The sequence below is a fragment of the Deltaproteobacteria bacterium genome (assembly GCA_020845895.1).
Classification (GTDB): Bacteria; Lernaellota; Lernaellaia; order JACKCT01; family JACKCT01; genus JADLEX01.
The window spans coordinates 1-25,911 of the sequence record JADLEX010000041.1 but is presented as its reverse complement, the minus strand read 5'-3'; the positions used below and the strand labels follow the sequence as shown (position 1 = coordinate 25,911).

The window sequence follows — 25,911 nt, the reverse complement described above, 5'->3', positions numbered from 1 at the left end:
ACGACCCATGGTCCGGCCTGCTCCAGCAGCGCCTCGCGGACAAAGACGGAAAAGAAGCCGGCGCTCGCGAGCCGGGTGATCGGCGCGCCGTGTTCAAGTCCCTGGAAGTACCAGTCGATGTAATTGTGCCCGTGCGGTACGGCCCACGGCATGATGACGGCGATGGCGATCGCCGCCGCGACGAGCGGTCCGCCGATGCGCGAGGCCGCGTCTTTTCGAGTGGACCAAATGACGGCAACGAAGCCGAGTCCCAACGGTGCCGCAAGGACGGCGGCGATGGGATGCGTCGCGAGGGCGAGGCCGGCGAGAAAACCAACCGCGATCGAAAACCGTGCGACGCGAATTGGCGCGGTCCACGCGCGAAACACGAGGGCGTAGGCGAGCACGAGCGGCGCGTTCGCCTGAAACTGCAGGAAGAACTTGCGGCTCATTTCATCGACGATCGGCATCGTGCCGACGAGGAAGACGACCAGGGCGGCGTCGAGCCGCCGTTCGCGTTCGAGCAGGGCGAATCCCGTGCCGAGGACGACGACGAGAGCGAAAAGCGCGGCGGTCCATCGATACGCGGCGAGGCTCGGGCCGATCGCGAGCCACGACGTCCACAGCGTCGTCGGCACGAGCGGTGGGTAGAACGAGGGCGCCTTGCGCCAGCGGTTGATTTTCTCCTCGAACGTCCGGCCCGCGGGCACGGTTTCGTACGCCCGGAATGCCGACGACGTGTAGTAGTCATCGTGGTCGAGGAACGTGCGCGTGTCGTAGCGGACGAACGCGGTCTGCGCGAGCGCGAACAGCACGACCGTCAGGGCGAGGATCGCCCATGCGGCCCGTCGTTCGATCGAATCGCCGGGAGATTCGCGCTCGCCACTGGTCATGTCGCGACGGTGTAACAGATGCGCGCCGCGCGTTCAAACGCGGGGGCATGCGCGGGCGCGACGATCAGACGTCGGTGTCGTCGTTGGGCGGCGGCGTGGGCTCGCCGCAGGCGACCGTGTCGTCGGCGTCCGCGAGTCCGTTGCAGTCGTTGTCGAATCCGTCGTTGCAGTCCTCGGCGCGGCCGGGATGGGCGAGGGGATTCTGATCGGAGCAGTCCTGCGCGGCGCACCAACCGTCCTCGTCCGCGTCCACGCAGTCCGACGCGTCGTCATCGTCGTCGCCGTCATCGTCGCCGGTGGGCGGAATATCGGGATCGGTGTCGTGCTCGTTGCACGCCGCGGCAAACACCGCGACGCAGGCGCACAGGGCGGCGCATAGGGGCAGCCTCATGGCGACGCTCCACGTCAGTTGACGTCGGATTCGATTTTGATCATCTCGAACGTCGGAATGACCGCGTCGAATTTCTCGCCGTCGGAGTCCACCATGCGGTACCAGCCATTCATCTGTCCATACGAGGTGGGCAGCGGGCAGCCGCTCGTGTATTCGTAGCTCTCGCCCGGCAGGATGTGCGGTTGCTCGCCGACGACGCCCGGTCCCTCGACGATCTGGATCTTGCCGGTCGCGTCCTTGATGACCCAGCGCCGCTTGATGAGTTGCACGGCCTGCTCGGACAGGTTCACGATCGTCACATGGTACGTGAAGAAGTAGCGATACGGCGGCGCGGAGTACAGCTCGGAGTACTGCGTCGCCACGGTGATGCGGATTCCGCGGGTGACCGCGGTGGGCAGTTCGGCCTGGGGTTGCGGTTCGATCATCATGCGCGCCATTCTTGCGAGCGTGCCCACATCGTAACATGATCGCCGTCATGAGGACGCGATCGGCACCATGCGACCGCGTTCAGAATAGCCCCTCCGACGGTGTGTCGACAAATCCGTTTTTTTCTTGACAACGATGTCCACAACACGCACGATATCGCCGTTTCGCGCCGCCTGTCGGCGCCTTTGACCGCAATTTTGGAGCCGTGCCGGACCCGGTTCGGGGCATCAATCCGAACGACGAAAACCCCGGGACTCGCCGTCGCGATCCGCCGCGACGAACCAAGCCGGCACCCTCGCTTCGCGGGAGGAGCCCACCATGATGACCCCCACGCGTCGATTCTATCTGGACCCGCGCGAGAACCCCGACTGGAAGGTCGCGGAGGCCGCCGAGGCGAAGATGAAGTCGATCTATCAGCTTCGCGACGAACTCGGTCTGCTCGGCGACGAACTGCTGCCGCAGGGGAACAGGATCGCGAAGGTCGATTACCCCGCGCTCATGTCGCGCATCGGCGAGCGTCGCGTCGGCAAGTACATCGACGTCACCGCAATCACGCCCACGCCGCTGGGCGAGGGCAAGAGCACGACGGTCATGGGGCTCGTCGACGGCCTCGCGTATCGCGGCAAGCGCGCGTCGGCGGCGATCCGCCAACCCTCGGGCGGCCCGACCTTCAACATCAAGGGCTCCGCGGCCGGCGGCGGCATGGCGCAGTGCATTCCGCTCGCGCCGTTTTCGCTCGGCCTCACCGGCGACATCGACAAGGTCGTCAACGCGCACAACCTCATGATGGTCGCGCTCACCTCGCGCATGCAGCACGAGGCCATCAACACCGACGAATTCCTCTCGAAGAAGGGGCTGCGGCGACTCGACATCGATCCGCGCGACGTGCGCGTGCGATGGGTGATGGATTTCTGCGCCCAGTCGCTGCGTCACATCGTCATCGGCCTCGGCGAGAAACTCGACGGCGCGATGATGGAAACGGGTTTCGACATCGCCGTATCGTCGGAACTGATGGCGATTCTCGCCGTCGCCCGCTCGCTCGCCGACATGCGGGAGATGATCGGGCGCATCGTGGTCGCACGCGATCGTCGCGGGAGAAGCGTGACGACGCGGGACCTCGAGGTCGACGGCGCGATGACCGCGTGGATGGTGGACGCGCTCAACCCCAATCTCATGCAGAGCATCGGCGGCAACCCGGTGTTTGTGCACGCGGGCCCATTTGCGAACATCGCCATCGGCCAATCGTCCATCGTCTCCGATCTGCTCGCGCTGCGCCTTACCGATTTTCACGTCACCGAGTCGGGCTTCGGCGCCGATATCGGGTTCGAGAAATTCTGGAACCTGAAGTGCCGGATCTCGGGACTCAAACCCGACGCGGCGGTCATCGTCGCGACCGTGCGCGCGCTCAAGATGCACGGCGGCGGTCCGTCGGTCGTCCCCGGCAAGAAGCTCGACTCCGCGTACACGAAGGAGAATCTCGGCCTGCTGGAAAAGGGTCTCGAGAACCTCGTCGCGCACATCGAGATCGTCAAACGATCCGGCATCAACCCCGTCGTGTGCGTCAATCATTTCGACGCGGATACCGCGGACGAACTCAAGATGGTCGAACGCGCCGCCGAAGGCGCCGGGGCCCGCGCGGCGGTGTCGCGACACTGGCTGCTGGGCGGCGAGGGCGCGTCGGATCTGGCGGACGCGGTCATCGACGCATGTCGCGAGCCGTCGCATTTCGAGCCGCTGTATCCCGCCGAGATGTCGCACGTGGACCGCATCGAAAAAATCGCGCGCGAGGTCTACGGCGCGGACGGCGTGGTCTATCTCAATCGGTCCGACCAGAAGCTGAAGGAACTCGAACGTGACCCGGGCGTGCGTTCGATGGGCACCTGCATGGTGAAGTCGCACCTGTCGCTTTCGCACGATCCCGATCTCAAGGGCCGGCCGCGCGGATGGCGACTGCCGATCCGCGACATTCTCGTGTTTTACGGCGCGCGCTTCGTGGTGCCGGTGGCGGGCGACATCAAGCTCATGCCGGGGACCGCGTCCGATCCCGCGTTCCGGCGTATTGACGTCGATGTGAACACGGGCAAGATCACCGGTCTGTTCTAGGCGAACCGATGGAAAGGCAGGTGCGCGCGTGACGGCCAGGATTCTTTCGGGCAAGGAGATCTCGGAGCAGATCCGGGCGGAGATCGCCGGGCAAACACGCGAACTGGTTGCATCGACCGGTGTCACGCCCGGCCTCGTGACGATTCTCGTCGGCGAGAACCCGGCGTCGGTCAGCTATGTGACGGCCAAGCAGAAGGCGGCGCACGACCTGGGCTTCCACTCGGTGCAGGAGAGCCCGTCCGCCGACATTTCCGAGGCCGATCTGCTCGCGCTCGTCGACCAGTACAACCGCGATCCGAAGATCCACGGCATCCTCGTGCAGCTTCCGCTTCCCAAACACATCGACGAGGGCAAGGTCATCGCGGCGATCGATCCCGACAAGGATGTGGATGGCTTCCATCCGGTCAACGTCGGCCGTCTGGTCGTGGGTGCGCCGGGGTTCGCGCCGTGCACGCCGGCGGGCATTCAGGAGATGATCGTGCGCAGCGGGGCAGAGACGCGCGGCGCGGAGGTGGTGGTCGTCGGGCGCAGCAACATCGTGGGCAAGCCGATCGCCATCATGCTCATGCAAAAAGCCCCCGGTGCCGACGCCACCGTGACCGTGGTGCACACGCGCTCGCGAGACATGGCGTCGCACACGCGGCGGGCGGACATCCTGATTGTCGCGGCAGGCGTCGCGAGGGCGGTGACCGCGGACATGGTCAAGCCCGGCGCGGTGGTCATCGACGTTGGCGTCAACCGCATCGGCACGACCGAATCGGGCAAGGCGAAACTGTGCGGCGATGTGGACTTCGACGCGGTGAAAGAGATCGCGTCGGCCATCACGCCGGTCCCCGGCGGCGTCGGTCCGATGACGATCACGATGCTCATGAAAAACACGCTCATCGCGGCGCGGCGCGCGGCGGGATTGTGATCGTCGTGTCGGCTCGATCGATCCTGCTCGCGGGCGCGGTGCTCGGCGGTTTCGGCGTGGGGCTCGGGGCGTTCGGCGCGCACGGACTCAAGAAAATCGCCACCGCCGAGATGCTCCAGATCTGGGAGACCGCCGTCCGCTATCACATGTATCACGCCATCGCGCTCATCGGACTCGGCCTCTTCGCCGATCGGCATCCGGGCGGCGCGGCGGGCGTCGCCGCCTGGCTATGGATCGCGGGCGTTGCGATCTTCTCCGGCACGCTCTACGCCATGACGCTCACCGGAGCGCGCTGGCTCGGCGCGATCACGCCGATCGGTGGCGTCGCCCTCATTGCCGGATGGGCGGCGTTCGCCGTGGCGATCGTGCGCCTGCGCTGAACATCTGTGCCTGTACTGAACATCTGCACCTGCGCTGAATATCATCGACCGACCGATCGGATTTCGCATCCTCGCCGCGGGGACACGCCCGTGGGCCGGATGCCCGCGAATCCCGGTCAGCCGCGAAATTTCCACGATAACCCGTGATTATCTTGCGTAAAATCGCTTGCGGACCTAAACTCACTCCTTTCCGGGCAATGTGGCTTTCGACGCTCTTTCGAGCCGATGTCGCATCGCCCGATTTGATCGTGTTTCCGGGTCGCGCAGCCTTTACGGAGGCTCGCATCACATCGATCCCCGAGCGGAAGTTCGGGTGGAGGACGACATGACCGCGCGCGGGAAAGTTCAACTGACCATTCGGGGCAAGGCCTACGAACTGCCCTTGTTGGTGGGGACCGAGGGCGAACTCGCCATCGACGTTTCGACCCTTCGTTCCAAGACCGGCGCGATCACGCTCGATGACGGCTACGCAAACACCGGCTCGTGCAAGAGCGAGATCACCTACATCGATGGAGAGGCGGGCATCCTGCGTTATCGCGGCTATCCGATCGAGCAGCTCGCCGAGAAATCGAGCTTCCTCGAGGTCGCGTACCTGCTGATCTGGGGCGAATTGCCGACCGAAGCGCAGCTCTCGGAATTTCAGGACCGCCTGACGCGGCACACGCTGATTCACGAGGCCATGCGCCGGTTCTTCGAGGCGTTCCCTCCCGACGCCCATCCCATGGCGATCCTGTCATCGGTCGTCTGCGGGCTTTCGACGTTTTATCCGCAGTCGAACAACATCTTCAACGAGGACGACGTCAACATCTCCATCATCCGCATCCTCGCCAAGCTGCCGACGATCGCGGCGTTCTCGTACAAGAAGTCGCTCGGCCATCCGCTAATCTACCCGAGCAATCAGCACACCTACATGGGCAACTTCCTGCGCATGATGTTCGCGTTCCCGACCGAGAACTACGAGGTCGATCCCGAGATCGCGCGCACCCTCGACGTCATGATGATCCTGCACGCCGACCACGAGCAGAACTGCTCGACCTCGACGGTGCGCATGGTCGGCAGCTCCGAAGCCAACCTCTACGCCGCGATTTCGACGGCCATCAACGCGCTCTGGGGCCCGCTGCACGGCGGCGCGAACCAGAAGGTGCTGGAGATGCTCACGCAGATCCACAACGAGGGCGGCAACGTCAAACGCTTCATCGATCGAGTGAAGAAAAAGGACGAACGCGTGCGTCTGATGGGCTTCGGGCACCGGGTTTACAAGAACTACGACCCGCGCGCGACGATCATCAAGAACCACTGCGACATCGTGCTCAGCAAGCTCAAAAAGAAGGACCCGCTGCTCGACATCGCCAAGAAGCTCGAGGAGATCGCGCTGGGCGACGAGTACTTCGTCGAACGCAAGCTCTACCCCAACGTCGACTTCTACTCGGGCATCATCTACCGGGGGCTCGGGTTCCCGACCAACATGTTCACCGTGCTGTTCGCCATGGGCCGCCTGCCGGGGTGGATCGCGCAGTGGAAGGAGATGATCGGCGAGGGATCGCGCATCAGCCGCCCGCGCCAAATCTACGTGGGCAAGAAGATGCGCGATTTCGTGCCGCTGTCGCACCGCAAGGAGGCGACGCATTCTCCGCATCTGCCGGAAAACGGTCTGAAGTGACGCGCGGCCACCTTCCGCGAAAACGGGCATGACGGTTCATCTCGTCGAACACTGCCTGTTCCGCCACGCCGACGACCCGGCGGTCTCGGATCGGATCGCGCTCGTTTTCGCCGGCGAATTCGGCCTCGACGAGGAATGGACCTACGCGCGCATCGCCGATGCCGTTCGGCGGTTCGCATGGTCGCTCGTCGGTATCGGCCTGGGGCGCGGTGAGCGGCTTCTCGTACGACTCGACAATTCCACCGACTACGCGATCGCCTTCTTCGGCGCGTGCGCGGCGGGACTCGTCCCGATTCCGGCGAGCCCACAACTGACCGACGAAGAGGTCCGATTCCTGCTCGTCGACAGCGGCGCGGCGGCGGTCGTCGTTGCGGCGGAGTGGGCGTCGCGCCTCGCTACGGATGTTCCCACGGGTCTGCGTCATGTCGTCGTCGCCGCCGCCAAAGGCCAGCCGACGCTTGTCGAGGAATGTCCGCACGCCCCTTCGGGTCCGGCGCGTCACGACTTCCACGCGATCTTGCGCGATGCCGCCCCCGTCGATCTCCCCGATGTCGGCGGCGACGACCCCGCGTATTTGATCTACACGAGCGGCACGTCGAGCCGACCCAAGGGCGTGCTCCACGCGCACCGGTCGATTCTCGGGCGCGCGTTCGTCGTGCGCGAGTGGGAGGCGCTCCTGCCCACCGACCGCGTCTTTCACGCGGGAGCGCTCAACTGGACCTACACCCTCGGCGTCGGGCTGATGGATCCGTGGAGCGTCGGCGCGACGTCGATCCTCTACGCGGGACCGCGCCGCCCGCAGACGTGGCTTCCGATCATCGAGCGGCTCGGCATCACCGTGTTCGCCGCCGTGCCGACGGTATTTCGCCAGATTCTGAAATACGTCGAGGTCGAGGATTGCGACCTCTCGTCGCTTCGCCACGCCCTCACCGCCGGCGAGACGCTGCTGCCGCAAACCTGGCGCGAGTGGGTGCGTCGCACGGGAAAGGAACTGTACGAGGCGCTCGGCATGAGCGAGATTTCGACCTACATCAGTTTTCGGCCCGGCTTGACCGTGAAACCCGGCGCGTGCGGCGTGCCGCAGGCCGGCCGGCCGATCCGCCTCGTGGCGATGGATTCGCTCGACGACGCGCCGGTCGGAACCGTTGGGCGCATCGCCGTGCATCGATCGGACCCCGGGTTGATGCTGGGTTATTGGAATCGTCCGGACGAGGACCGCGCCGCATTTTGTGAAGAGTGGTTCATCGGCGGAGACACGGCACACATCGACGAAGACGGCATCTGGTGGTTCGACGGACGAAACGACGACGTGATGACGAGCTTCGGCTATCGCGTCAGCCCGCAGGAGATCGAATCCGTGCTTTCGACGCACCGCCATGTCGCCGAGTGCGCTGTGCGGATGATCCCGACGGGAGAGGCGGGTGTGGAATTGATCGCGGCGTTCGTCAAGCCGCGCGAAGACGCGGTGCTCGATGTCGCCTCGCTCGAACGCCACGCGCATCGGCAACTCGCCGCCTACAAATGCCCCAGGGTTTTTTTCGCGGTTGACGAGATTCCGCGCACGCCGAGCGGCAAGATTCTTCGCCGCGACCTTTGCGCCGACCGGGCGACCCGTCTTTCGGTATAGTTCTCGCAAGTTCTTTTCGTCTCTGATTGCGTGGATGGGCGAAAGCCCCCGCACCGATCCGCGTTTCGTTTCGTCGCGCGGAAATAACCGTATAACCGTTTATACAGGAATAAGAACCGGGACGATCGAGACGCTCCCGAATCGGCGGAGATTCGAACTCCAGTCGTGCCGGCTGACAAAAACAACGCCGGCGCCGCGTCATGAAAACAACGCCGCCGCCGGTTGCGGAAACCGACGGCGGCGCGAGAGTTGGGGGAGGGGCGCTCGCTGGAGAGGCGGTGATGGTTATTGCAACAGGGCGAGGGCGACGGTGGGCGCCTGGTTCGCCTGCGACAGAACCGACACACCGGCCTGCACCAGAATATTGTACTTTGTGAGCTCGGCGGTTTCCGCCGCGATGTCGACGTCGCGGATGCGGCTTTCGGCGGCCGACAGGTTCTCCACCACGTTGTCGATGTTGGCGATGACCGATTCGAGCCGGTTCTGCATGGCGCCCAGTCCCGCGCGGCGGCTGGCCACGGTGTTGATCGCCGACGTCGTCGACGTCAGCGCCAGGCGCGCGTTCGTGACGGTGGCGATCGAGGAGACGATGCCGAGCGCGGTGGCGTCGGTATCGGAGAGGGTGATCTGGATCGTGTCGCCGGAACCGTTGCTGACGCCGATCTGGATGACCACGTCGAGGGTGCCGTCGAGCAACTGCCGCTCGTTGAACTTGATCGAATCGGAGATGCGCGTGATTTCGGAGCGCAGAGCCTGGAACTCGGAATCGAGGAAACTGCGTTCCGTGGTTCCGACCGTGCCCGTGGCGGCCTGCTCGGCCAGCTCCTTCATGCGAATGACGATGCTGCTGATTTCGGACATCGCGCCTTCGGCGACCTGGATCAGGCCGACGCCGTCCGAGCCGTTGCGCGACGCCTGGGAGAGCGCGCGGATGTTGGAACGCAGTTTTTCGGAGATCGCGAGACCGGCGGCGTCGTCGCCCGCACGGTTGATGCGATAGCCCGAGGAAAGACGTTCCAGAGCCCTGGTCAGTCCCTGCTGCGACCGGGAGATGTTGCGCTGAGCATTGATGGACTGGATGTTGTTGGTGATGCGAAGAGCCATGACGATCCTCCTTGGTGACGGATATCCCTGTACGTGTGACGGAGATCCTGAGCGTGGTGACGGAGATCCTGAACTTGTGACGGATAGCGTGTGTTGACGGATGGATGAGTGCGAAATGTCCGCTCGACGGCGAATGCCGAATGGGCGGACGGTTCGCGGCGGTCAGGGGAACGATTTATGGGAGAAGCACCCGCGGAGGCGGATGCGGAAGTCGGAACGAAAAAAACCCGGCGAAGTCCCTATGCGTTTGTCACAGAACGCATGGGGGGCTTGGCCGGGCTTTTTCGCCCGGGGCACGAAGGCCCTGAATCAAAGATCCGTCACGCTGGAGAATCGAATCGCATTTCAATCGCTAAAACGATTATCGGCAGCTCTCGGGCAAACTCAAGAAGAAATTTTCGCCGGGTCGTTTTTTTCAAGGCTCGGGTTTCGGGCGTTCGCCCGCCGCGAACATCAGGAGCGAGGCGCAGACCACGGCGGCGGTATCTGCGCGCAGGACGGGTAAGGGCAGGGATCGCGGCGCGAAACCAAGCCGCCCGGCCGTGAGGATCTCCGTTTGGGTCAATCCGCCTTCCGGGCCGACCACGAACACCGAATGCGCGAACGGATCGACATCCGACGCGGAAAAAAGGGCCGACGCCGACCGCTCGAAGACGAAACCGTGCGAAACCTCGAGGTTTCCGAGCGCCGACTCCAGGTCCGCCGCGATCTCGACGCGCGGGAGGTCCGGCCGTCCGCACTGCTTGGCCGCGGACTCGGCGTGATCGGCGACCCGCCGGGGCAGCTCGGGGCTCGGCCGGCGAATCGAACGATCCGCACGAAAGAGGCGAATCCCCCAAACGCCAACTTCCACCAGTTTTTCGACGAGATCGAATTGCCGGTCGCCCTTGATGAGTCCGCAAACGGCGGTGACGCGGGGAATCGTCGAGGCGCCCGGTTGAAGATGTTCTTCCACGCGCGCGGCGATTCCGCCGTCGCCGTGAACGATCAGAATCGCCCGCGCCGCCCGCCCCGCGCCGTCGAAGACCTCGACCTCGTCGCCGGGACCGAGTCTCAGCACCTTTTCGACATGCCGGCGCTCACGGGGCGAAAGCCGGACGGCCTCACCGATCGCGGGGACGTACTCGACCAGGTGCCGTGTCAGATCGGCGCGTCGGACGTTCATTTCGCACGCTCCAGTTCGATCAGCCGCCATTCGCCGAGCGCGTCGCGGCGTCGGGGGAGAAATCCCATCGCGACAAATCGCGACTCGATCTCGTTTGCGCCGGCTTCGAGCAATCCGGTCAGCGCAAGTCGCCCACCGGGTTCGACGCGGTCCGCCACCGCGGGAGCGATGGCGCCCAGCGTCGGCGCGTCGATATTCGCAACCACGACCCGAAACGCCTCGCTGATCGCGTCCGCCCCGCCCACGACGAACGCGGCGCGCTCCGACACGCCGTTGAGCCCAGCGTTCTCCACGGCGCATTCGATCGCCACCGGGTCCGTATCGACGCCGAACGCGCGCGGAGCACCGAGCATTACGGCCGCAATCGCGAGGATTCCCGTTCCCGTGCCGATATCAATCACGGGAGTCGCAGCATCGATGACTCCCTCGTCGCGAAGCCGCTCCAGCGCGCGCAGCGCGAGCGTCGTCGTCTCGTGCCCCCCCGTGCCGAACGCCATCTTCGGGTCGATCACGATCACGAGATCGTCGCCCGTCGCGTCGTAGGTTTCCCACGACGGCCGAACCACGATGCGCTCCGAAATTCGGACCGGCTTGAAGTACTTCTTCCATTCGTTGGCCCAGTCGACGCCCGCGAGCGGAGCGACATCGACGCTCCACGCCGTCGCATCGGGCCATAGTGCCGCGAGCGACCGCAAATACCCGGCGATCGCTTCGGCGTAGGCGCGAGCGCTGTCCTCGCTGTCGCAGTAAGAGTTCAACTCGGCGATGGGCGTCTCGGTCGCGATCTCCAGGCCGCGCATCCCGATTTCGAAGAAACGATTGCCGACGACGTCGGTCCAATCCGGGTCGCATTTCACGCAGAGGCGGTATTCCACGGAATTCTCCTGCGAGCGATCACGAAATATGCAATAATATTAACAACTTGAGTCATCTTTCCGAGAGGTCGCGAAGCCGATTTTCGGCGTAAACTGAAAAAATGACCAAATCGTCCATTCAGTTCTGGAAAATCCCTAACCCCTTGTCAATAGAGGAAAATTTCGCCTTTTTCTTTTCGGTCAAGACCCTTGACGCAACGAAGGGTCGCCATTATCATGCGAAGGATGCGGAACATTGGGGTCCCGACTTGGGCCGAAGGTCCAAGTTTGCGCGGAGATTGGAGGGATTCCCAGGTTTCCTGCGCAGCTTCGGGATTGGGCGTCGAACGGATGCTCGGCCCGTCATTTTGGCCGTAGAATGCATGTCGAAGAATCGCGAAAACCACGGACCGACAAAGGTCGGGGAGCTACAATGCAACACGCGACCATGCAACACGCGAAGATGAAACACGCGTTGCGATCGGGGCTGTTGGCTTGCGCGTTCGCGCTCGCGGTGGGTCTTGCCGCGGCGTCTTACGCATACGCGCAGTCCGACGACGGCGAGTCCAGTTTGCCGACGGGATCGTCTTCGACCCAGGTCGAAGTCGAAAAACTTTCTCCCGAGGAAATGAAGCAGTTCGAAGAGCGGCTCGAGGCCGTTCGGGACCGCGTGCTCAAGAGCAAGGCCAGCCTGAAACAACTCCTCGACCAGCTCCGCATGGGATCGGTCTCCCTGATCTCGTTCTCGATCCTTCACACGCACGAGGTCGGCGCGACATTTCAGCTCGAAACGATGACTTACATGCTCGACGGTTACGAGATCTACACGGCCGTCTCGAGCGACGACAACGATCTCGAAAACCTCAAGGCCGCGCCGGTGTACGACGGAAGCCTTCTGCCCGGCGAACACCTGCTCACGGTGGACATGGTCTACCGCGGAAAGGGTTACGGGCTGTTCAGCTATCTGAGCCAGTATCTGTTCAAGGTGAAAGCCCGGTATGTGTTCACGGTGCAGGAAGGCGATGTCGTGACGCTCAAGGTCACGAGCTACGATCAGGGCGCGTTCCTGACCAGCCTCCGGGACCGGCTCCAGGTCCGATTCGAAAAGGAATGACGTCTTGCGTCGATGGCCCATAACCCTGACGGTCCTTGCGCTGGTTCTTCTGGCCGCGTCGCCGTCGTGGTCGAAGTCGGATGCCGAGAATCAGATCGAGGATGACGTCGACGATATCGAAAAGCGCGTGAACGACCTGGGTGCCCAGGTCGACGATCTCACGGCCAATTTTTCCCGCGAGGCGTTCGAGCGCGACAAGCTGATGCTCCAGCGGCGGTTCGTCGCGGGCCGCGATTTCCACTTCCTCGTGCGTGACTACATCGGAGCGGCCGAGATTTTTCAGGCGATCGTCACGCACCCGAGCGCGCAGCAACTCGCGATCTACACGGATGCGCATTTCTATCTCGCCGATTCTCTGTTCAACGCGGGGTATCAGGACGAATCCGAGAAGCGTTTTCTCGAGATCCGGTCGCAGGGAGCCAAGAACAAATATTACGGAATGGCGCTCGCGCGCCTGATTCAACTCGCGATCCTTCGCGACCGGCTTGCGCAGGCGCAGAACTATTATTCCGAGCTTCTGTCGTCGCTGCCCGCGGGATCCGACGGCTCGCTGGGCCGCTACATCTACGGCAAGGCTCTTTATTTGCGCGGCGATCGCGCCGGGGCGACGGACATCCTCGAGGCCATCCCCGAGGGTGCCGATTACCATCCCATGGCGCAGTATCTGCTCGCGGCGCTGGCCGTTCGCGACAAAAAGTTCGAAGAGGCCACAGGGCGACTGCGTCGTCTGAAGGCCGCGCTCGATGAGCCCACGACCCCCGAGCAGGAAGAGGTTCGTACGCAGACCAACCTGGCTCTGGGACGATTGAACTACGAGCAGAACGATTTTCCGCAGGCGGTGTCCGCCTATACGACGGTGAAACCCGGCGATCCGCAATTCGGGGAGGCCGCTTACGAAAGCCTGTGGGTGCTGCTCACGCGCAACGATCTGCTGCTGCTCAAGATCCGGGACGAGACGCTCGACTTCGACAGCCTCTCGCGCGACTTCGACGCGTATTCCGATGTGCTCGACAAAGCCGCGGAAGCCAACGACACCGCCGCGTTCAACGAGGGAATCGAGAAGATCGAGACCGATCTCGCCGACATGCGCGACATGTTCGCGAAGATCGACGAGCGCCTGACCTCGCTCCAGGACGAGGCGGTGGGCCGGTACAGCGACATCGTCGCCAACGCGCCCAAGAGCCCCCACGTCCCCGAGGCGGCGCTGCTGGTCGGCAACATCTACGCCCAGGCCGAAAACTTCGACGCGGCAAAGAAGGCGTTCACCGAGGTTCAGGCGAAGTACGGCAACTATTACAGCCAGCTCGCCTCCGCCCGGTCGCGTCTCGAGGACCCCTCGACGCTGTCCGGCATGGTCGAGCGCGGCGCGTCGGGCGAGGAGTCCGGCAAGGGCGCCGTTCCCGCCGGGGTGCCGGAGGAAGTCGCGTATTGGCTGGCCGCCGACCGAACCGTTCGCGAAACCTTTCGCGTGTACGACTACGCCCTGCGTGAACGGCAGAACATGCGCGAGATCCAGGAACTCATCGGTCAGGTCGAACTCGAACTGCGCAAGCTGGAGCAGGACCCGACCTTCCCGATTTTCAAGGACTCGTACCGCAAGTCGCTCGTGTTGCAGTCCGACGCGGCGCAGCTTCTGGCGAGAATTCAAACGGCCATGGGCAACGCCTCGATCACGCCGGAACTTTCCGCGCGACTCTCGGCGCTCATGCCCACCTGCACGCAGGCCAACGCGCGCCTTGGGCAGGCTCAGCAGAAGATGGCCGCGCAAAAACAGCAGGCGCTGGCCGATTACCGCCAGACGTTTCGGACCTTGGAATCCACCGTCATATCGTATCCTGAAGCCGTGGACGCGGTTTACGCCGAAGCCACGACCACGCTCGGCGAGACCGCGCGTACCGAGCTCGACAACATTGAGACCCGTCTGATCGGGTACGCCCGCAAGGCCGAGGTCGGCATCGTCGACGCCGACTATCGGGCGACCGAATCATCGTCGAAGAAGATCAAGCAGCTTCAGAAGCAGATGGAAGAGGAACTGCGCCAATTCAAGCGGCAGTATCGTCCCACGGGCGGCGCGGAATCCGGCGGCGAAAAGCCGAAGGATGACGGTGCGTCGAAGGACGAACCGAGCGACGTAGACGACAAGGGCGGCCAGGAGGACGACGAGTGAGACGCTTCGCCACGGCGCTCATCCTGTGTTCCGCGATCGCGGTGTTTTCCTTGATTGCGGGGATTTTCGCGACCGCTCCCGCATGGGCGCAGGCCAGCGACTCCGTGATGAAGTCACCGGAAAGCCCGGACGCCCTGCAGGCGGAAATCGACGCGCTCGTCGCGCAGATCACCGAGCTCGAGCAAAAAGCCAACGAGATGCTCGCGCCCTCGCAGCAGGAAGAGAAAAAAGACGTCCGCAATCAGATCTCGATCCTGAAGCGTCAGCTCCGTCTCAAGCGCATGCAGAAGCAGAACATGACGCAGGATGCGCAGACCGTCGGACAGGACCAGATCCGCACGAAGTACCGCGATCAGATCAAGGCGGTCGAATCGCAGAAGACCGCGGCGCGGCGGGCGACCATCTCCAAGTTCGAAAAGATGCTCGCCGACAGCGGTGAAGCGCAGATGAATCCGGATATCCAGTTCCGTCTCGCGCAGCTCTATTTCGAGGAGGCCCACGAGGAATTCAACGCGCGCATGGACGCGTACGACGGCACGCTGTCCGCGGGTTCCGATCCGGGCGAGCCGCCCATCCACGATTTTTCGCGATCGGTCGACCTCTACCATCGCATTCTCGCCGATCACCCGGACTACGCGAACATCGACATGGTCTATTACATGCTCGCGTATTGTCTGACCGAAGCGGACGACACCGAAAGCGCTCTCGCGATGTATCAAAGACTGCTCACCGAAAAGCCGGACAGCGCCTTCGTCGCCGAAGCCCACATCCGCATGGGCGAGATCTATTTCGACCGCGGCGAGCTCGATCGATCGTCGTACGACCAGGCCATCGCACACTACAAGCAGGTGCAGAAGAGCTCGAAGTTCTACGACAAGGCGCTCTACAAGCTGGGTTGGACCTACTACAAAATGGCCAACGTCAACAACATGGAGCCGCTCGGAACCGCGATCGAGTACTTCAAGCAGGTGCTCCGGTATTACGAGACCCGGCCGACCAAGCGTCTGGGCGGCGGCGACGACCTGCGCAAGGAAGCGGTCGATTACATCGCGATCTCCTTCGCCGATCACGGCGATCCCGGTCTCGGCATGGCCCAGTCGTTTTTCGCGCAGAGCGGTCAGGAAAAGTGGAACCGCGATGTCCTGCGCAAAATGAGCGAGGTCTATTTCGGCAACGACGATTTCGAGAACGGGCGCAAGGCGACGCTGCTGTATCTCGAGCGTTACCCCAACGACCCGAAGAATCCGACCGTCCACATGCAGATCGTGGACAGCTACTACAAAGAGGCCGAGTGGGAGAAGGCCGTCGCCGAGTCCGAGCGAATGGCGACCCTTTACGGCCCCGAGAGCGCGTGGGCCAAGGTCAACGAGGACAGCAAGAAGGAAGACCGCGTGGCGGCGGACAAGACCCGCATGAACGCGCTCTATGCTTCCGCGACCTTCCACCACGAAAAGTCGCAGCGCTCGGGAATCGACGAAACCGAGCGCAACGATTCGCTGCGGCGCGCGATCAGCAGTTATGAAAAGTACACGCGCGAGTACCCCGACGGGAAGAATTACTACGAGGCCATCTTCAACCTGGCCGAGGCGTATTACGCGGTGGGCGAGTACATGCCCGCGGCGGGCACCTACCGCCAGGTGGCCAAGGATCAGCAGGGCAAGTACTACGCCGAAGCGCGGTTCGCGGTCGTGAAGAGCCTCGAGAAGCAGATCGAGAAAGAAGGCGGCCTGCCCAACAAGGAGCTTCGCGAGAAGATCACCAAAGGCGGCGGCGCTGAGGTCGGCGGCGGCGACGAATTCAAGATGCAGGTCGTTCCGCTCTCGGCCACCGCCCAGGCGTACGTCGACGAATTGGTCGCCTACGCGCCGGATGCGAAGAAGGGCGAAAAGATTCCGGGCGACTACCTGTTCGCGGCCGGCGAAGTGCAGTTCTGGCACGGCCATATCGACGAGGCGCAGCAGATCTTCAGTCGCGTCATGACGGAATATCCCGGCACCAAGGCCGCCGACGCGGCGAAGTTCTACTCGGTCGAGGGTGCGAAACTGGGCGGCAATCTCCAACAGATCAGCCAGATCCTCGCCGCCAACCCGTCCGCCGACCCGGAGACGCGCAAGAAAGAGATCGAAATGGCGTCCGCCGCGGGGCTGCTGATGGCGTCGCGCCTCGCCGACGAGGGCAAGTATCCCGAGGCGCTCGCGGCTTACAACTCCGCCTACCAGGACAATCCCACGGCCAAGGACGCGCCGACGGCGCTGCACAACTCGGCGGTGCTCCTCGAAACCAAGATGAATAATCTGGCCGAGGCCAACCGCTACCTCACCAAGGTCGCCGAGGAGTATCCGAAATACCAGTACGCGCAGGACGACCTGTTCCACGCGGCGTACAACTACGAACGGCTCGGGGAATTCGCACAGGCGCAGCAGTCGTACGAGCGCTTCAGCTCGCTTTTCCCCGACCACAAGGACGCGCAGAACGCGCTCTACAACGCGGCCCTGCTCGCTCTCAAGGATCACGACTTCGGCCGCGCCGAGCAGCTCGCCGGCAACTATGCCGCCAAGTACGCCACCGCCGCCGACGCCGGCGAACTGTATTTCCTCATGGCGAAGACCTATGAAACCATGAACGACGACGCGTCCGCCGAGCAGGTCTATCGGCGCTACACCGAGCGCTTCACCAACGACCCCACGCGGCTCGTCGAGGCGTACGCCAAGGTCGGAATGCGTGCCCAGAACCGCGGGGATTCCGCCGAGGCGCAGCGAAATCTCAACCTCGCCGTCGGCATCTATCAACGCTTCGGCGCCAATGCCCCCGAATCGAAGAAATACGCCGCGCTGGCGCGGTTCTACCTCGCCCAGCCCATCTGGGATTCGTACGTCGCGCTCAAATTCACCGGCAATGTGGCGACGGACGCGAGCGTTCTCAAGCAGAAATCCGAGACCTACAAAACGCTCAAGACCGCGTACGAGGAAGTGGCCAATTTCGGCGACTTCGAGTGGTTCACGGCGGCCCTGCACATGACGGGCATGCTCAATCGGGAGTTTTCGGAATCGCTCTTCAAAGCCCCCATTCCCGAGGGTCTGTCCCCCGAACAGGAAGACGAATACGTCATCAAACTCGAGGACATCGCCTTCCCCATCAAGGCCAAGGCGCAGGAAGCCTTCGAGAAGAACGTCGAAAAAGGCAACAGCGAGCGCGTGCGCAACAAGTGGATCGACCAGAGCGCGGCGATGCTGCCGTTCTACAAGTCGAAGGTGTCGGCCCTGAAATTCGAGGAATCGGTTTTCGGCACCGTGCCGTCGTACGCGGGCGGCGTTTTCAACACCGAGACGATGCCGATGCCGACGGCGCCCCCGCCGGGAGGCGCCAAATGAAAAAACTCCTCCTGGTTCTCGCGGTCCTCGTCGCGCTGGGCGTTGTCGCCGGCTGCGCCGGAAGCACGAAGTCCGATTCGGGATCGACCAAGAGCGGCGGCGGCGAGCCCTCCGAGCCCGTTCCCACCGGCCCCGGAGCGGATGTCGTGCTCTACAACCAGGGCGTTTCGTGGGTGAAAAAAGGCAACATCGTCCGGGCCGAGGAGCGCTTCCGGCTCGCCACGCAAGCCAACGCGGGCAACCTCGACGCGTGGTTCAATCTCGGCGTTTCGCTGCATCGCCTCGGGCGATACACCGAGGCCGAGGAGGCGTTCCGCCGCTACATGGTCACGCGGCCCGATGACCCCAAGGCGCAGGCGGGCCTCGGGTCCGCGCTCGCGGCATCGGGGCGCGGCGGTCAGGCGATCTCGGTCTTCCAGGCCGCGATCGCGAAAAATCCCGACGATCTGACGGCGCGCAACAACCTCGGCGCGGTCTATCTGGCGATGAATCGTTCCGACGATGCGGAACGCGAGTTCCGCGAAGTCATCGCGAAGGACGTCTCCTTCGCCGACGCGCACATCAATCTCGCGGAATGTTACGCGAGGCGCGGCAAGGTCGGCATGGCGGTCACGATTTTGACGAACACGCTCAAGATCGCCCCCGACAACGCCGCGCTGCACAATAATCTCGGGCGCTATTACGTGACCCTCGAAGAGTGGGGCGAGGCGCGCAACGCCTTCCAGAAGGCGGTCAGCGTCGATCCGTCCAACGGCGCGGCGCTCGCGAACCTCGGCGCGATCCAGCTTCGTCTGAATCAGGCGACGCAGGCGCTCGGCACACTGCAAAGCGCGGTGGCCGCCGATCCCTACAACGCGGTCGCGCAGGCGAATCTCGGAGCGGCGCTGCGGGCAAACGGCCAGCCGAAGGAAGCCAAGAAGGCGCTGGAGACGGCCATCGCGCGCGACCCGGGCCTCGCCGAGGCCTACCTCAATCTCGCGGTGCTCTACGAGCAGGATCTGGGCGACAAGGCGCAGGCGCTCGTGAATTATCAGAAGTATTGGCAGTACGCGCAGTCGAAACGTCAGAAGAACGAACTGGTCCCCGAGTGGATCAAGGCGCTGCAGGGCGGATCATGACACGCGGCTTCAAAACCGGTATGAATTGGAACGCCGAAACATGCCGCGCGGACGGGAGGCCTTCGATGAAGTGGTCGATCGTGTTCGTGTGCGTCGCGCTGGTCGTGTCCGCGTTCGCGGTCGCGCCGGCGCCCGTTTGCGCCCAGGAAGGCGAACTGGATTCCATCGTGATCGAAGGACGCATCATGCGTCCGCAGGCGTCGTACATCATCCAGCGTGCGAATGTCGATTTCGGACTCAACGCAAAAAAGCGCAGCTTTGTGAATAAAATCGTACAATCAATCGAGGACGAGCCGTTTTGAAGCGAAAAGTCGAATTCGCCCGCGGGGGAATTCGAAGGGTCAGAGGTCCGGTGAATGCCGCGACAGCGGCTTCGGGAAACAGGGCGGACGTGGATGGAGCCACAGGTGCGGATGTCGGGAGAACGACAAAGTGAGGACAGGCAACGCCCGTTTTCGACCGGAGAACCCGGACCGGCCGCGAGAGGAGAGGTGAACGCATGAGCATCCCCGTGAGCAAACGCGTCTTCAAGATCGGTTTGATCCAGGACGGCAAACTGGTCTCGGAGGTCATCCTCAAGGAGAAGCAGCCGGTCACCATCGGCACGGATCCGACGAATACGATCACGGTGGTCGAGAAGAACATGCCCAAGCGGCATGTCATGCTGATGGAGTCGTCCGGGAACTTCCAGCTTCACACGATCCCCAACATGGAAGGTCTGATCGTCAGTCAGGCCGGGACGCGGGACCTTGCGGCCATCGGGACGACGGCCCCGAAGAGCCCCGGCGGCGGACTCGTCGTCGACCTGGGCCCGGGCGGCAAGGGCAAGATCAACATCGGCAACTCGACGGTGCTCTTCCAGGTCATCCCCGCGCCGCCTCCGCCTCCGCTGACGCAGTTGCCCAGGGAACTGCGCGGGAGCTTTTCGGCGCGCATCGACCGCCCGCTGCTCGTCCTGCTGGTGATTTCCGCGCTCATTCATGTGACCGCCGTCTCGTACATCGCGGCGCTCCCGGAGCCCGAGATCGTGCCCGATCGCCACATGGATCAGCTCGTGAGCCTCGTTTCCGAGGACATCATTCCGACGCTGACCGAGGTGACGCCGGATGCGCCGGCTGAAGAGAAAAAACCCGAGGAAGCCGGTGGCGGCGGCGCAAAGAAAGGCGGCGGCGCACCCAAGGGAGGCGGCAGCGGCGAGCAGGGTCCCCCGGAACCCGCGGGAGTCGAGACCAAGGGTCTTCTTAGTCTGATTACCACTCAAGGCAGCGAGGGCGCGGTGGCCGACCTGCTCGGCGATTCCGGCAGCGGCCTCGACGAACAACTCGGCAAGATCGGTGCGGGCGTCGAAGTGGCGGGGAAAGGCACCGGCACCCTCGGCTCCAGCAAAGGCGGCGGCGGGACCGGCCCCGGATCGGTCGGCGCCGGCGACCTGGGAAAACTCGGGACCGCGGGCTCCAAAGAGGGATCTGGGACCGGTGAAAAGGAAGAAAAGAAGGTCAAGGCGAACATGTCGGCGTCGGGTGGTTCGAGTGGTTCGCTCGACGCGAGTTCCGTGAGCGCCCAGATCCGGAAATACACGGGCGGCGTTCGCAACTGCTATGAGCGCCAGCTCAAGATCGACCCCTCGCTTTCGGGCAGCGTGCGCGTTTCTTTCAGCATCGGCGGCGACGGCTCCGTGCAGGGGTGCAGCGTCACCTCGTCGAGCATCGCCAGCTCCGAAGTGGGGAGCTGCGTGTGCAGCCGCATCGAGCGCTGGCGGTTCGAGCCGTCGGCCGACGGCGGCGGTTCGTCGGTGAACTACAGCTTCGTCTTCACGCCGGCCTCCGAGTGATCGGGGCAGGTGGAAGGAGGATCGTCATGAGAACACGCGTGATTCTGGTCGCCATGCTGGTCGCATTCGCGGCATGGCCCGCATTCGCCCGGGCCCAGACCCCGGCGGACGAATCGGCGGTCGCGCAGGCGTCCAACCTGCTGCGGTTCATCAAGTCGAACATCGACAAGATGACGGATGAGCTCGACGCGGCCCGAAAAGCCCAGGATGTGAAAAAGTCGAACTGCCTCGAAGCGCGGCTGCGCGACCTGAAGAAGGTCTATCAGGAGACGCAGGGCCTGAATCAGCAGCTTCGCGAGGCGGCGTTCGCGCGCGAGTCGGCGCGAATCTCGGAACTGGCCTACAAGGTGAAGAACAGCCAGGACGTGGCCCAACAGCTCGTGAAACTGGTGAACCTTTGCTACGGCCAGATCAACGAGGTCGGCGGTTTCACGGAGACGGTCGAGGAGTTCATGGGGCAGGCGCCGCTCTCGGACGAGACCGATTACGGACGCGTCCGTCGGGCCGACGAACCCGAACCGTTGCCGCCGGAGTACGAACCGGAGCCCGTCAGCCAGTCGGAGGAATCGTGACCCGGGAACGCGTCAGGCCTTGACGCCCACGCCTTAAACTGTTTTGAATTTCGCTCTTTTGGACCCTGGTGGATTACCTGGAGTGGGGATGAGGCGGACTTTTTATCGGCGGGTCCGGCGCATGGCGCTGATCGCCCTGTTGCTGGCCCTGCCGACGTGGAGCCTCGCGGCCTTCGAGGAGACGGACGGGATCCGCTTCGGCGCGTTCTCATTGCACCCGTCCGCCTACACGGCCATCCGCTATGTCGACAACATTTATTTCGTTCCCAACGACTACGAGCCCCTCAACGAGGGATCCGTGCCGCAGGACATCGAGTCCGATTTCGTCCTGAACATCCAGCCCGGCGTGCTGCTGCGTCTGCGCGTGCCGACCTTCACCGCTCAGGCGGCGTACAAATTTTACAACGACAACTATCTCGGCACCGACGACCCCGACAATCGCCACGCGCTGCTCAATGCGTCGAACCACACGGCGTCGGGACTGCTCGACTACCAGAGCCCCGTCGGCGTCTTCGTGACCGCGCAGGACACCTACACCGCCCAGGAAGCCTTCGAGCCGAGCGATGTCTACGTCGACTACATCGTGGGCGATCAGGACCACAACGAGGCGCTGGGCCGCCTCGGATACAAATACGGACCCGAGACGAACCTCTACATTTCGGGTGAGTACAAGTACGCGACGGACCGTTACGAGATCGCCGAAGAGTCCGACCGCGACCTGTGGTTCGGCGTCGGCGACCTGCGCCTGAAGTTCTTCCCGCGCACGTCGCTGGTCTTCCAGGGCGGGCACGGCGAGATCACGTACATCAACAACGAGGACTCGAATTCCGTCATCAACTTCGGGCTCGGCGGTCTCGTCGGCCAGATCACGCCGCACCTGCAGGCGATCGTCAAGGGCGGCTACCAGACCAACGAGTATCAGGACGGGGAGTCGGGCGCGGGCTTCATCGGCAACGCCGAGCTTGGCGGCGTCTGGGAGCCCAACATGCGCGTCGCGATCGGCTACAAGAGGAGCATCCTCGACGCCGCGACGACGAACTTCTACACCTCGGACGAGGGCTATCTGACCTTCTACCGTCTCTGGCGCGAGCGCCTCGCGACCGAAGCCTTCGTCAGCTACCAGTCCAACGAGTTCTCGCGTCCCTTCGACCGCCACGAGGATTTCGTTCAGGCCCGTTTGGAATTGACCCTGCGTATGATATTCTGGCTCTACACGGGCGTCGGCTATCAGTACGACAACAAGGCGTACGACGACGGAGACATCCAGAACACGACGGAACGCAACATCGCCTTCGTCAAGCTCGTCGCTCAGTTCTGACATGAAACGCAAATCGATTCGTTTGTGGCTGCCGTGCGCCTTGGCGGCGGCGAGCCTGTTTTGGTCGGCGACGGCCTTCGCCGAGGAGTATCGCGTCGGTCCCGGCGACGTCCTGACCGTCAAGGTCTACGGCGAGACCGAACTTTCCAAGGACTACGAGGTCTTCTCCGACGGCACCGTGCGTTTCCCGTGGATCCGCAACGTCGAGGTGCGCGGTCTGACCACGCGCGAAATCGAGGACACGCTCGAAAAATTGCTGTCGCCCGATTACCTCGTCGATCCGCAGATCGCCGTGACCGTCAAGCAGTTCGAGTCGAAAAAAGTGTACGTGCTCGGCGCGGTGAAAAACCCCGGTCTTTACGGGCTCAAGGGGCCGACGACGCTTCTGGAAGCGATTTCCATGGCCGGCGGAATCACGGAGCAGGGCGGAAAGTCGTTCACGCTCGTGCGCGGCGGCGATCTGGAGAAGCCCGAGGCCATCAAGAAGCTCGTGGCGGGGCAGGGCAACCCGCAATCGATCGAAGACTTCACGAAGGAGCAGAAGCAGGTGCAGGTCTTCAAGATCGACGGCTACGCGCTGCTCGATCAGGGCGATCTCACGCAGAACATGCCTCTCGAGCACGGCGACATCGTGTCGGTGCTCAAGACGCAGTTCATTTTTTTCGACGGCGAGGTGAAGAAACCTGGACCCGTGAATTACGAGGAAGGACTCACCCTGATGCGCGCGTTGTCGCTCGCCGGCGGCGCGACGAATCTCGCGAGCAACCGCGTGGTCATCACGCGCACGCAGAACGGCAAGACCGAAACGATCAAGGTGAATCTGCGCGACATCGCGAACGACCCGTCGCGCGATCTTGCGGTGTTTCCCGGCGACGTGGTGCGCGTGAAGCGCAGTCTTTTGTGACCTGAAGGATTGGTGGAACTCGGCATGGCCAGAAAGAAAAGACAGGGCGCCGGCATCGACCTTCGGGAATACGGCAAGGTGCTGTTCAAGCGCCGTTGGACCATGGTCGCGTTTTTCATCATCGTCGTCACCATCGTCACCCTGGGCACGTTTCTCCAAACGCCGATTTATCAGGCGGTGTCGGTCATTCAGATTCTGCCCGAGGCGCCCGAGGTCGTGGACTTCAAGGAGGTCGTCGCCCTCGGCTCGCGCAACTACTGGGCGATGAAGGAATACTACGAGACGCAGTTTCGCATCATCCGCTCGCGCGACGTCGTCGCCCGCGTGCTCGACGAACTGGAGCTCCGCGACAAGGCGCCCTACGCGACGGCGAAGGACCCCGAGGCGCTGCTCGCCGACCAGATTCTGGTCCAGCCGGTCAAGAACTCCCAGCTCGTCAACATCGTCATCGAGCATCCCAATCCCGAACTCGCGCAGAGCGTCGCGAACGCCGTCGCGGTGGTCTATCAGAAGCAGAATCTCGTCCGCCGAAGCGAGGCGTCGAAGAACGCCATCGACTGGCTGCGCGAGGAAGGCGGCGACATGCGCGACCGCCTCGTCGATTCCGAACGCAAGCTGCAAGCCTTCATGAAAGAAGCACAGGTCTTCTCGTTCGACGAGAAATTCAATATGGCCCTGCGCAATCTCGCCAAGTTCTCCGAAGCGCAGGCCGAGGCGAAACGAAAGCGCATCGAGCTCGAAACGCTTTACGCCAAGTGCGTCGAGATGAAAGCCAAGGGCCAGGCCTCGATGATCCCCGAGGTCATGGACAGCCCGGTGGTGCAGGATCTCAAGAGCGAAAAGGTCGCGGCCGAGAAAAAACTCGCGCAGCTCGAACCGAAGTACGGCGAGAAGTATCCGGAGATCCAGGCGCTCAAAAGCCAGATCGCGCTCATTTCCGCGAAGATCGGTCAGGAGATCGACCAGCACGTCGGTTCGATCAACGCCGCCTATCTGGTCGCGCGCGACCAGGAAACGCAGATGGAAAAGGCCGTCGCCGAAGCGCGGCATCAGGCGCAGGACTTGAGCGAGAAAGAGATCACGTTCAAGGAACTGCGACGGGACGCGCAGGCGAACCAGACGCTCTACGAAGAACTGCAAAAGCGCGCGAAGGAAACGCAGATCACCGAAAACCTTTCGGCGAACAACATTCTGCTCATCGAGAAAGCGCAGCGGCCGGAGTTCCACGTGAAACCCAAGCGGCGGGTGAACGTCGCACTCGGCATGCTGCTGGGCATCATCGGCGGCGTCGGCCTCGCGTTTTTCCTCGAATACCTCGACAACACGATCAAGACGCAGCAAGACATCGAGAACCTCACCGACATTCCCTTCCTCGGCATCATCCCCACGTTCCTGGCCGAGGACGGCGACGTGACCAAGGGCGAGCTGTTCACGCACTACTACCCGAAGTCGAGCATCACCGAGTCGTGCCGCGCGATCCGCACGAACATCCTTTACAGCTCGCCGGGCAAGGATCTCGTGAAACTGCTCGTCACGAGCGCCGGACCGCAGGAAGGCAAGTCGACCACGGTCATCAGCCTCGGCACGGTCTTCGCGCAGGGCGGTCGTCGCGTATGCCTCGTCGATTCCGACCTTCGCCGCCCGCGCCTGCATCGCGCGTTCAAGGTCGAGCGCAACAAGGGCCTCACGAATTTCATCATGGGCGAGATGGGCGTCGACGAGATCGCGATCGCGACCGAGGTGCCCAACCTGTTCCTCATCCCGTCCGGACCGATCCCGCCCAACCCGTCGGAGTTGCTCGAAAGCGAGCCCATGAAGGAACTCATGCGACAGCTCGAAGAGCGCTTCGACATGATCCTGTTCGATTCGCCGCCGATCGTGGCGGTGACCGACGCCATCGTGATGTCGAGGCAGGTGGACGGTGTGGTGCTGGTCGTCAAGGCGGGCAAGACCACGACCGACATGTTCGACCGGGCCGTGCGCCAGATCGAAGACGTCCAGTCGCACGCGATCGGTACGGT

The 25,911-nt window shown here is 63.3% G+C and carries 21 protein-coding genes; 15 read left to right on the top strand and 6 right to left on the bottom strand.

The genetic code is table 11. From position 1 onward, the window contains the following. From IT350_05135 to apaG, 3 genes are all read right to left on the bottom strand, one after another. Positions 1 to 872, bottom strand: an 872-nt coding sequence (locus IT350_05135) for a hypothetical protein (GenBank protein ID MCC6157416.1), incomplete at its 3' end; no start/stop codon positions are given. Positions 873 to 936: 64 nt separating this feature from the next. Next, complete coding sequence (locus tag IT350_05130) at positions 937 to 1,263, bottom strand: hypothetical protein (protein ID MCC6157415.1); 327 nt, start codon at positions 1,261 to 1,263, stop codon at positions 937 to 939. Between the two features lie 14 nt (positions 1,264 to 1,277). Next, on the bottom strand, positions 1,278 to 1,661 hold the full coding sequence (apaG, locus tag IT350_05125; protein MCC6157414.1) for a Co2+/Mg2+ efflux protein ApaG: 384 nt from the start codon (positions 1,659 to 1,661) through the stop codon (positions 1,278 to 1,280). Positions 1,662 to 2,007: 346 nt separating this feature from the next. On the opposite strand from apaG, the gene IT350_05120 reads away from it, so the two are divergent. The 5 genes from IT350_05120 (at position 2,008) to IT350_05100 (ending at position 8,372) form a co-directional block, all read left to right on the top strand. Beyond that, complete coding sequence (locus IT350_05120; protein ID MCC6157413.1) at positions 2,008 to 3,792, top strand: formate--tetrahydrofolate ligase; 1,785 nt, start codon at positions 2,008 to 2,010, stop codon at positions 3,790 to 3,792. 28 nt (positions 3,793 to 3,820) lie between these two features. Next, positions 3,821 to 4,705: a bifunctional methylenetetrahydrofolate dehydrogenase/methenyltetrahydrofolate cyclohydrolase FolD gene (gene folD / locus IT350_05115; protein ID MCC6157412.1), complete on the top strand. Its 885-nt coding sequence runs from the start codon at positions 3,821 to 3,823 to the stop codon at positions 4,703 to 4,705. A gap of 20 nt (positions 4,706 to 4,725) precedes the next feature. Continuing rightward, complete coding sequence (locus IT350_05110; GenBank protein ID MCC6157411.1) at positions 4,726 to 5,085, top strand: DUF423 domain-containing protein; 360 nt, start codon at positions 4,726 to 4,728, stop codon at positions 5,083 to 5,085. A gap of 325 nt (positions 5,086 to 5,410) precedes the next feature. After that, on the top strand, positions 5,411 to 6,745 hold the full coding sequence (locus IT350_05105; protein ID MCC6157410.1) for a citrate synthase: 1,335 nt from the start codon (positions 5,411 to 5,413) through the stop codon (positions 6,743 to 6,745). A gap of 28 nt (positions 6,746 to 6,773) precedes the next feature. Further along, the gene (locus tag IT350_05100) at positions 6,774 to 8,372 is read left to right on the top strand and encodes an acyl--CoA ligase (GenBank protein MCC6157409.1); all 1,599 of its coding nucleotides are present in this window, start codon (positions 6,774 to 6,776) and stop codon (positions 8,370 to 8,372) included. A 285-nt stretch (positions 8,373 to 8,657) separates the two neighbouring features. On the opposite strand, the gene IT350_05095 is transcribed toward IT350_05100, so the two are convergent. The 3 genes from IT350_05095 to IT350_05085 all read right to left on the bottom strand — a co-directional run bounded on the left by IT350_05095 (position 8,658) and on the right by IT350_05085 (position 11,516). Then, complete coding sequence (locus IT350_05095) at positions 8,658 to 9,476, bottom strand: flagellin FliC (protein ID MCC6157408.1); 819 nt, start codon at positions 9,474 to 9,476, stop codon at positions 8,658 to 8,660. A 415-nt stretch (positions 9,477 to 9,891) separates the two neighbouring features. Further along, the gene (locus IT350_05090) at positions 9,892 to 10,641 is read right to left on the bottom strand and encodes a 16S rRNA (uracil(1498)-N(3))-methyltransferase (GenBank protein MCC6157407.1); all 750 of its coding nucleotides are present in this window, start codon (positions 10,639 to 10,641) and stop codon (positions 9,892 to 9,894) included. Beyond that, positions 10,638 to 11,516, bottom strand: coding sequence for a 50S ribosomal protein L11 methyltransferase (locus IT350_05085; protein MCC6157406.1), 879 nt, complete (start codon positions 11,514 to 11,516; stop codon positions 10,638 to 10,640). The genes IT350_05090 and IT350_05085 overlap by 4 nt, the downstream gene beginning before the upstream one ends. Positions 11,517 to 11,928: 412 nt before the next feature. On the opposite strand from IT350_05085, the gene IT350_05080 reads away from it, so the two are divergent. The 10 genes from IT350_05080 to IT350_05035 form a co-directional block, all read left to right on the top strand. After that, positions 11,929 to 12,609: a hypothetical protein gene (locus IT350_05080; GenBank protein ID MCC6157405.1), complete on the top strand. Its 681-nt coding sequence runs from the start codon at positions 11,929 to 11,931 to the stop codon at positions 12,607 to 12,609. A 4-nt stretch (positions 12,610 to 12,613) separates the two neighbouring features. Next, positions 12,614 to 14,776: a hypothetical protein gene (locus tag IT350_05075; GenBank protein ID MCC6157404.1), complete on the top strand. Its 2,163-nt coding sequence runs from the start codon at positions 12,614 to 12,616 to the stop codon at positions 14,774 to 14,776. Next, on the top strand, positions 14,773 to 18,147 hold the full coding sequence (locus IT350_05070; GenBank protein ID MCC6157403.1) for a tetratricopeptide repeat protein: 3,375 nt from the start codon (positions 14,773 to 14,775) through the stop codon (positions 18,145 to 18,147). The genes IT350_05075 and IT350_05070 overlap by 4 nt, the downstream gene beginning before the upstream one ends. Beyond that, entirely contained in the window at positions 18,144 to 19,265 is a 1,122-nt protein-coding gene (locus IT350_05065) for a tetratricopeptide repeat protein (GenBank protein MCC6157402.1), read from the top strand. The genes IT350_05070 and IT350_05065 overlap by 4 nt, the downstream gene beginning before the upstream one ends. A 65-nt stretch (positions 19,266 to 19,330) precedes the next feature. Beyond that, on the top strand, positions 19,331 to 19,567 hold the full coding sequence (locus IT350_05060; GenBank protein ID MCC6157401.1) for a hypothetical protein: 237 nt from the start codon (positions 19,331 to 19,333) through the stop codon (positions 19,565 to 19,567). Between the two features lie 197 nt (positions 19,568 to 19,764). Then, positions 19,765 to 21,096 (top strand): TonB family protein, encoded by a 1,332-nt coding sequence (locus tag IT350_05055; GenBank protein MCC6157400.1) that lies wholly within the window; start codon positions 19,765 to 19,767, stop codon positions 21,094 to 21,096. A 26-nt stretch (positions 21,097 to 21,122) separates the two neighbouring features. Continuing rightward, on the top strand, positions 21,123 to 21,668 hold the full coding sequence (locus IT350_05050) for a hypothetical protein (GenBank protein ID MCC6157399.1): 546 nt from the start codon (positions 21,123 to 21,125) through the stop codon (positions 21,666 to 21,668). Between the two features lie 88 nt (positions 21,669 to 21,756). Further along, positions 21,757 to 22,986, top strand: coding sequence for an outer membrane beta-barrel protein (locus IT350_05045; GenBank protein MCC6157398.1), 1,230 nt, complete (start codon positions 21,757 to 21,759; stop codon positions 22,984 to 22,986). A gap of 1 nt (position 22,987) precedes the next feature. Then, positions 22,988 to 23,890, top strand: a complete 903-nt coding sequence (locus IT350_05040; GenBank protein MCC6157397.1) for an SLBB domain-containing protein — start codon at positions 22,988 to 22,990, stop codon at positions 23,888 to 23,890. A gap of 24 nt (positions 23,891 to 23,914) precedes the next feature. After that, positions 23,915 to 25,911, top strand: a 1,997-nt coding sequence (locus tag IT350_05035; GenBank protein ID MCC6157396.1) for a polysaccharide biosynthesis tyrosine autokinase, incomplete at its 3' end; no start/stop codon positions are given.

What these genes read in the sequence shown, in the direction of transcription:
- IT350_05120 (MCC6157413.1), top strand. Translation starts at nt 2,008, where the DNA reads ATGATGACCCCCACGCGTCGATTCTATCTGGACCCGCGCGAGAACCCC.
- IT350_05055 (MCC6157400.1), top strand. Translation starts at nt 19,765, where the DNA reads ATGAGCATCCCCGTGAGCAAACGCGTCTTCAAGATCGGTTTGATCCAG.
- IT350_05090 (MCC6157407.1), bottom strand. Translation starts at nt 10,641, where the DNA reads ATGAACGTCCGACGCGCCGATCTGACACGGCACCTGGTCGAGTACGTC.
- IT350_05100 (MCC6157409.1), top strand. Translation starts at nt 6,774, where the DNA reads ATGACGGTTCATCTCGTCGAACACTGCCTGTTCCGCCACGCCGACGAC.
- IT350_05065 (MCC6157402.1), top strand. Translation starts at nt 18,144, where the DNA reads ATGAAAAAACTCCTCCTGGTTCTCGCGGTCCTCGTCGCGCTGGGCGTT.
- IT350_05080 (MCC6157405.1), top strand. Translation starts at nt 11,929, where the DNA reads ATGCAACACGCGACCATGCAACACGCGAAGATGAAACACGCGTTGCGA.
- IT350_05095 (MCC6157408.1), bottom strand. Translation starts at nt 9,476, where the DNA reads ATGGCTCTTCGCATCACCAACAACATCCAGTCCATCAATGCTCAGCGC.
- IT350_05105 (MCC6157410.1), top strand. Translation starts at nt 5,411, where the DNA reads ATGACCGCGCGCGGGAAAGTTCAACTGACCATTCGGGGCAAGGCCTAC.
- IT350_05130 (MCC6157415.1), bottom strand. Translation starts at nt 1,263, where the DNA reads ATGAGGCTGCCCCTATGCGCCGCCCTGTGCGCCTGCGTCGCGGTGTTT.
- IT350_05045 (MCC6157398.1), top strand. Translation starts at nt 21,757, where the DNA reads ATGAGGCGGACTTTTTATCGGCGGGTCCGGCGCATGGCGCTGATCGCC.
- IT350_05060 (MCC6157401.1), top strand. Translation starts at nt 19,331, where the DNA reads ATGAAGTGGTCGATCGTGTTCGTGTGCGTCGCGCTGGTCGTGTCCGCG.
- IT350_05040 (MCC6157397.1), top strand. Translation starts at nt 22,988, where the DNA reads ATGAAACGCAAATCGATTCGTTTGTGGCTGCCGTGCGCCTTGGCGGCG.
- IT350_05050 (MCC6157399.1), top strand. Translation starts at nt 21,123, where the DNA reads ATGAGAACACGCGTGATTCTGGTCGCCATGCTGGTCGCATTCGCGGCA.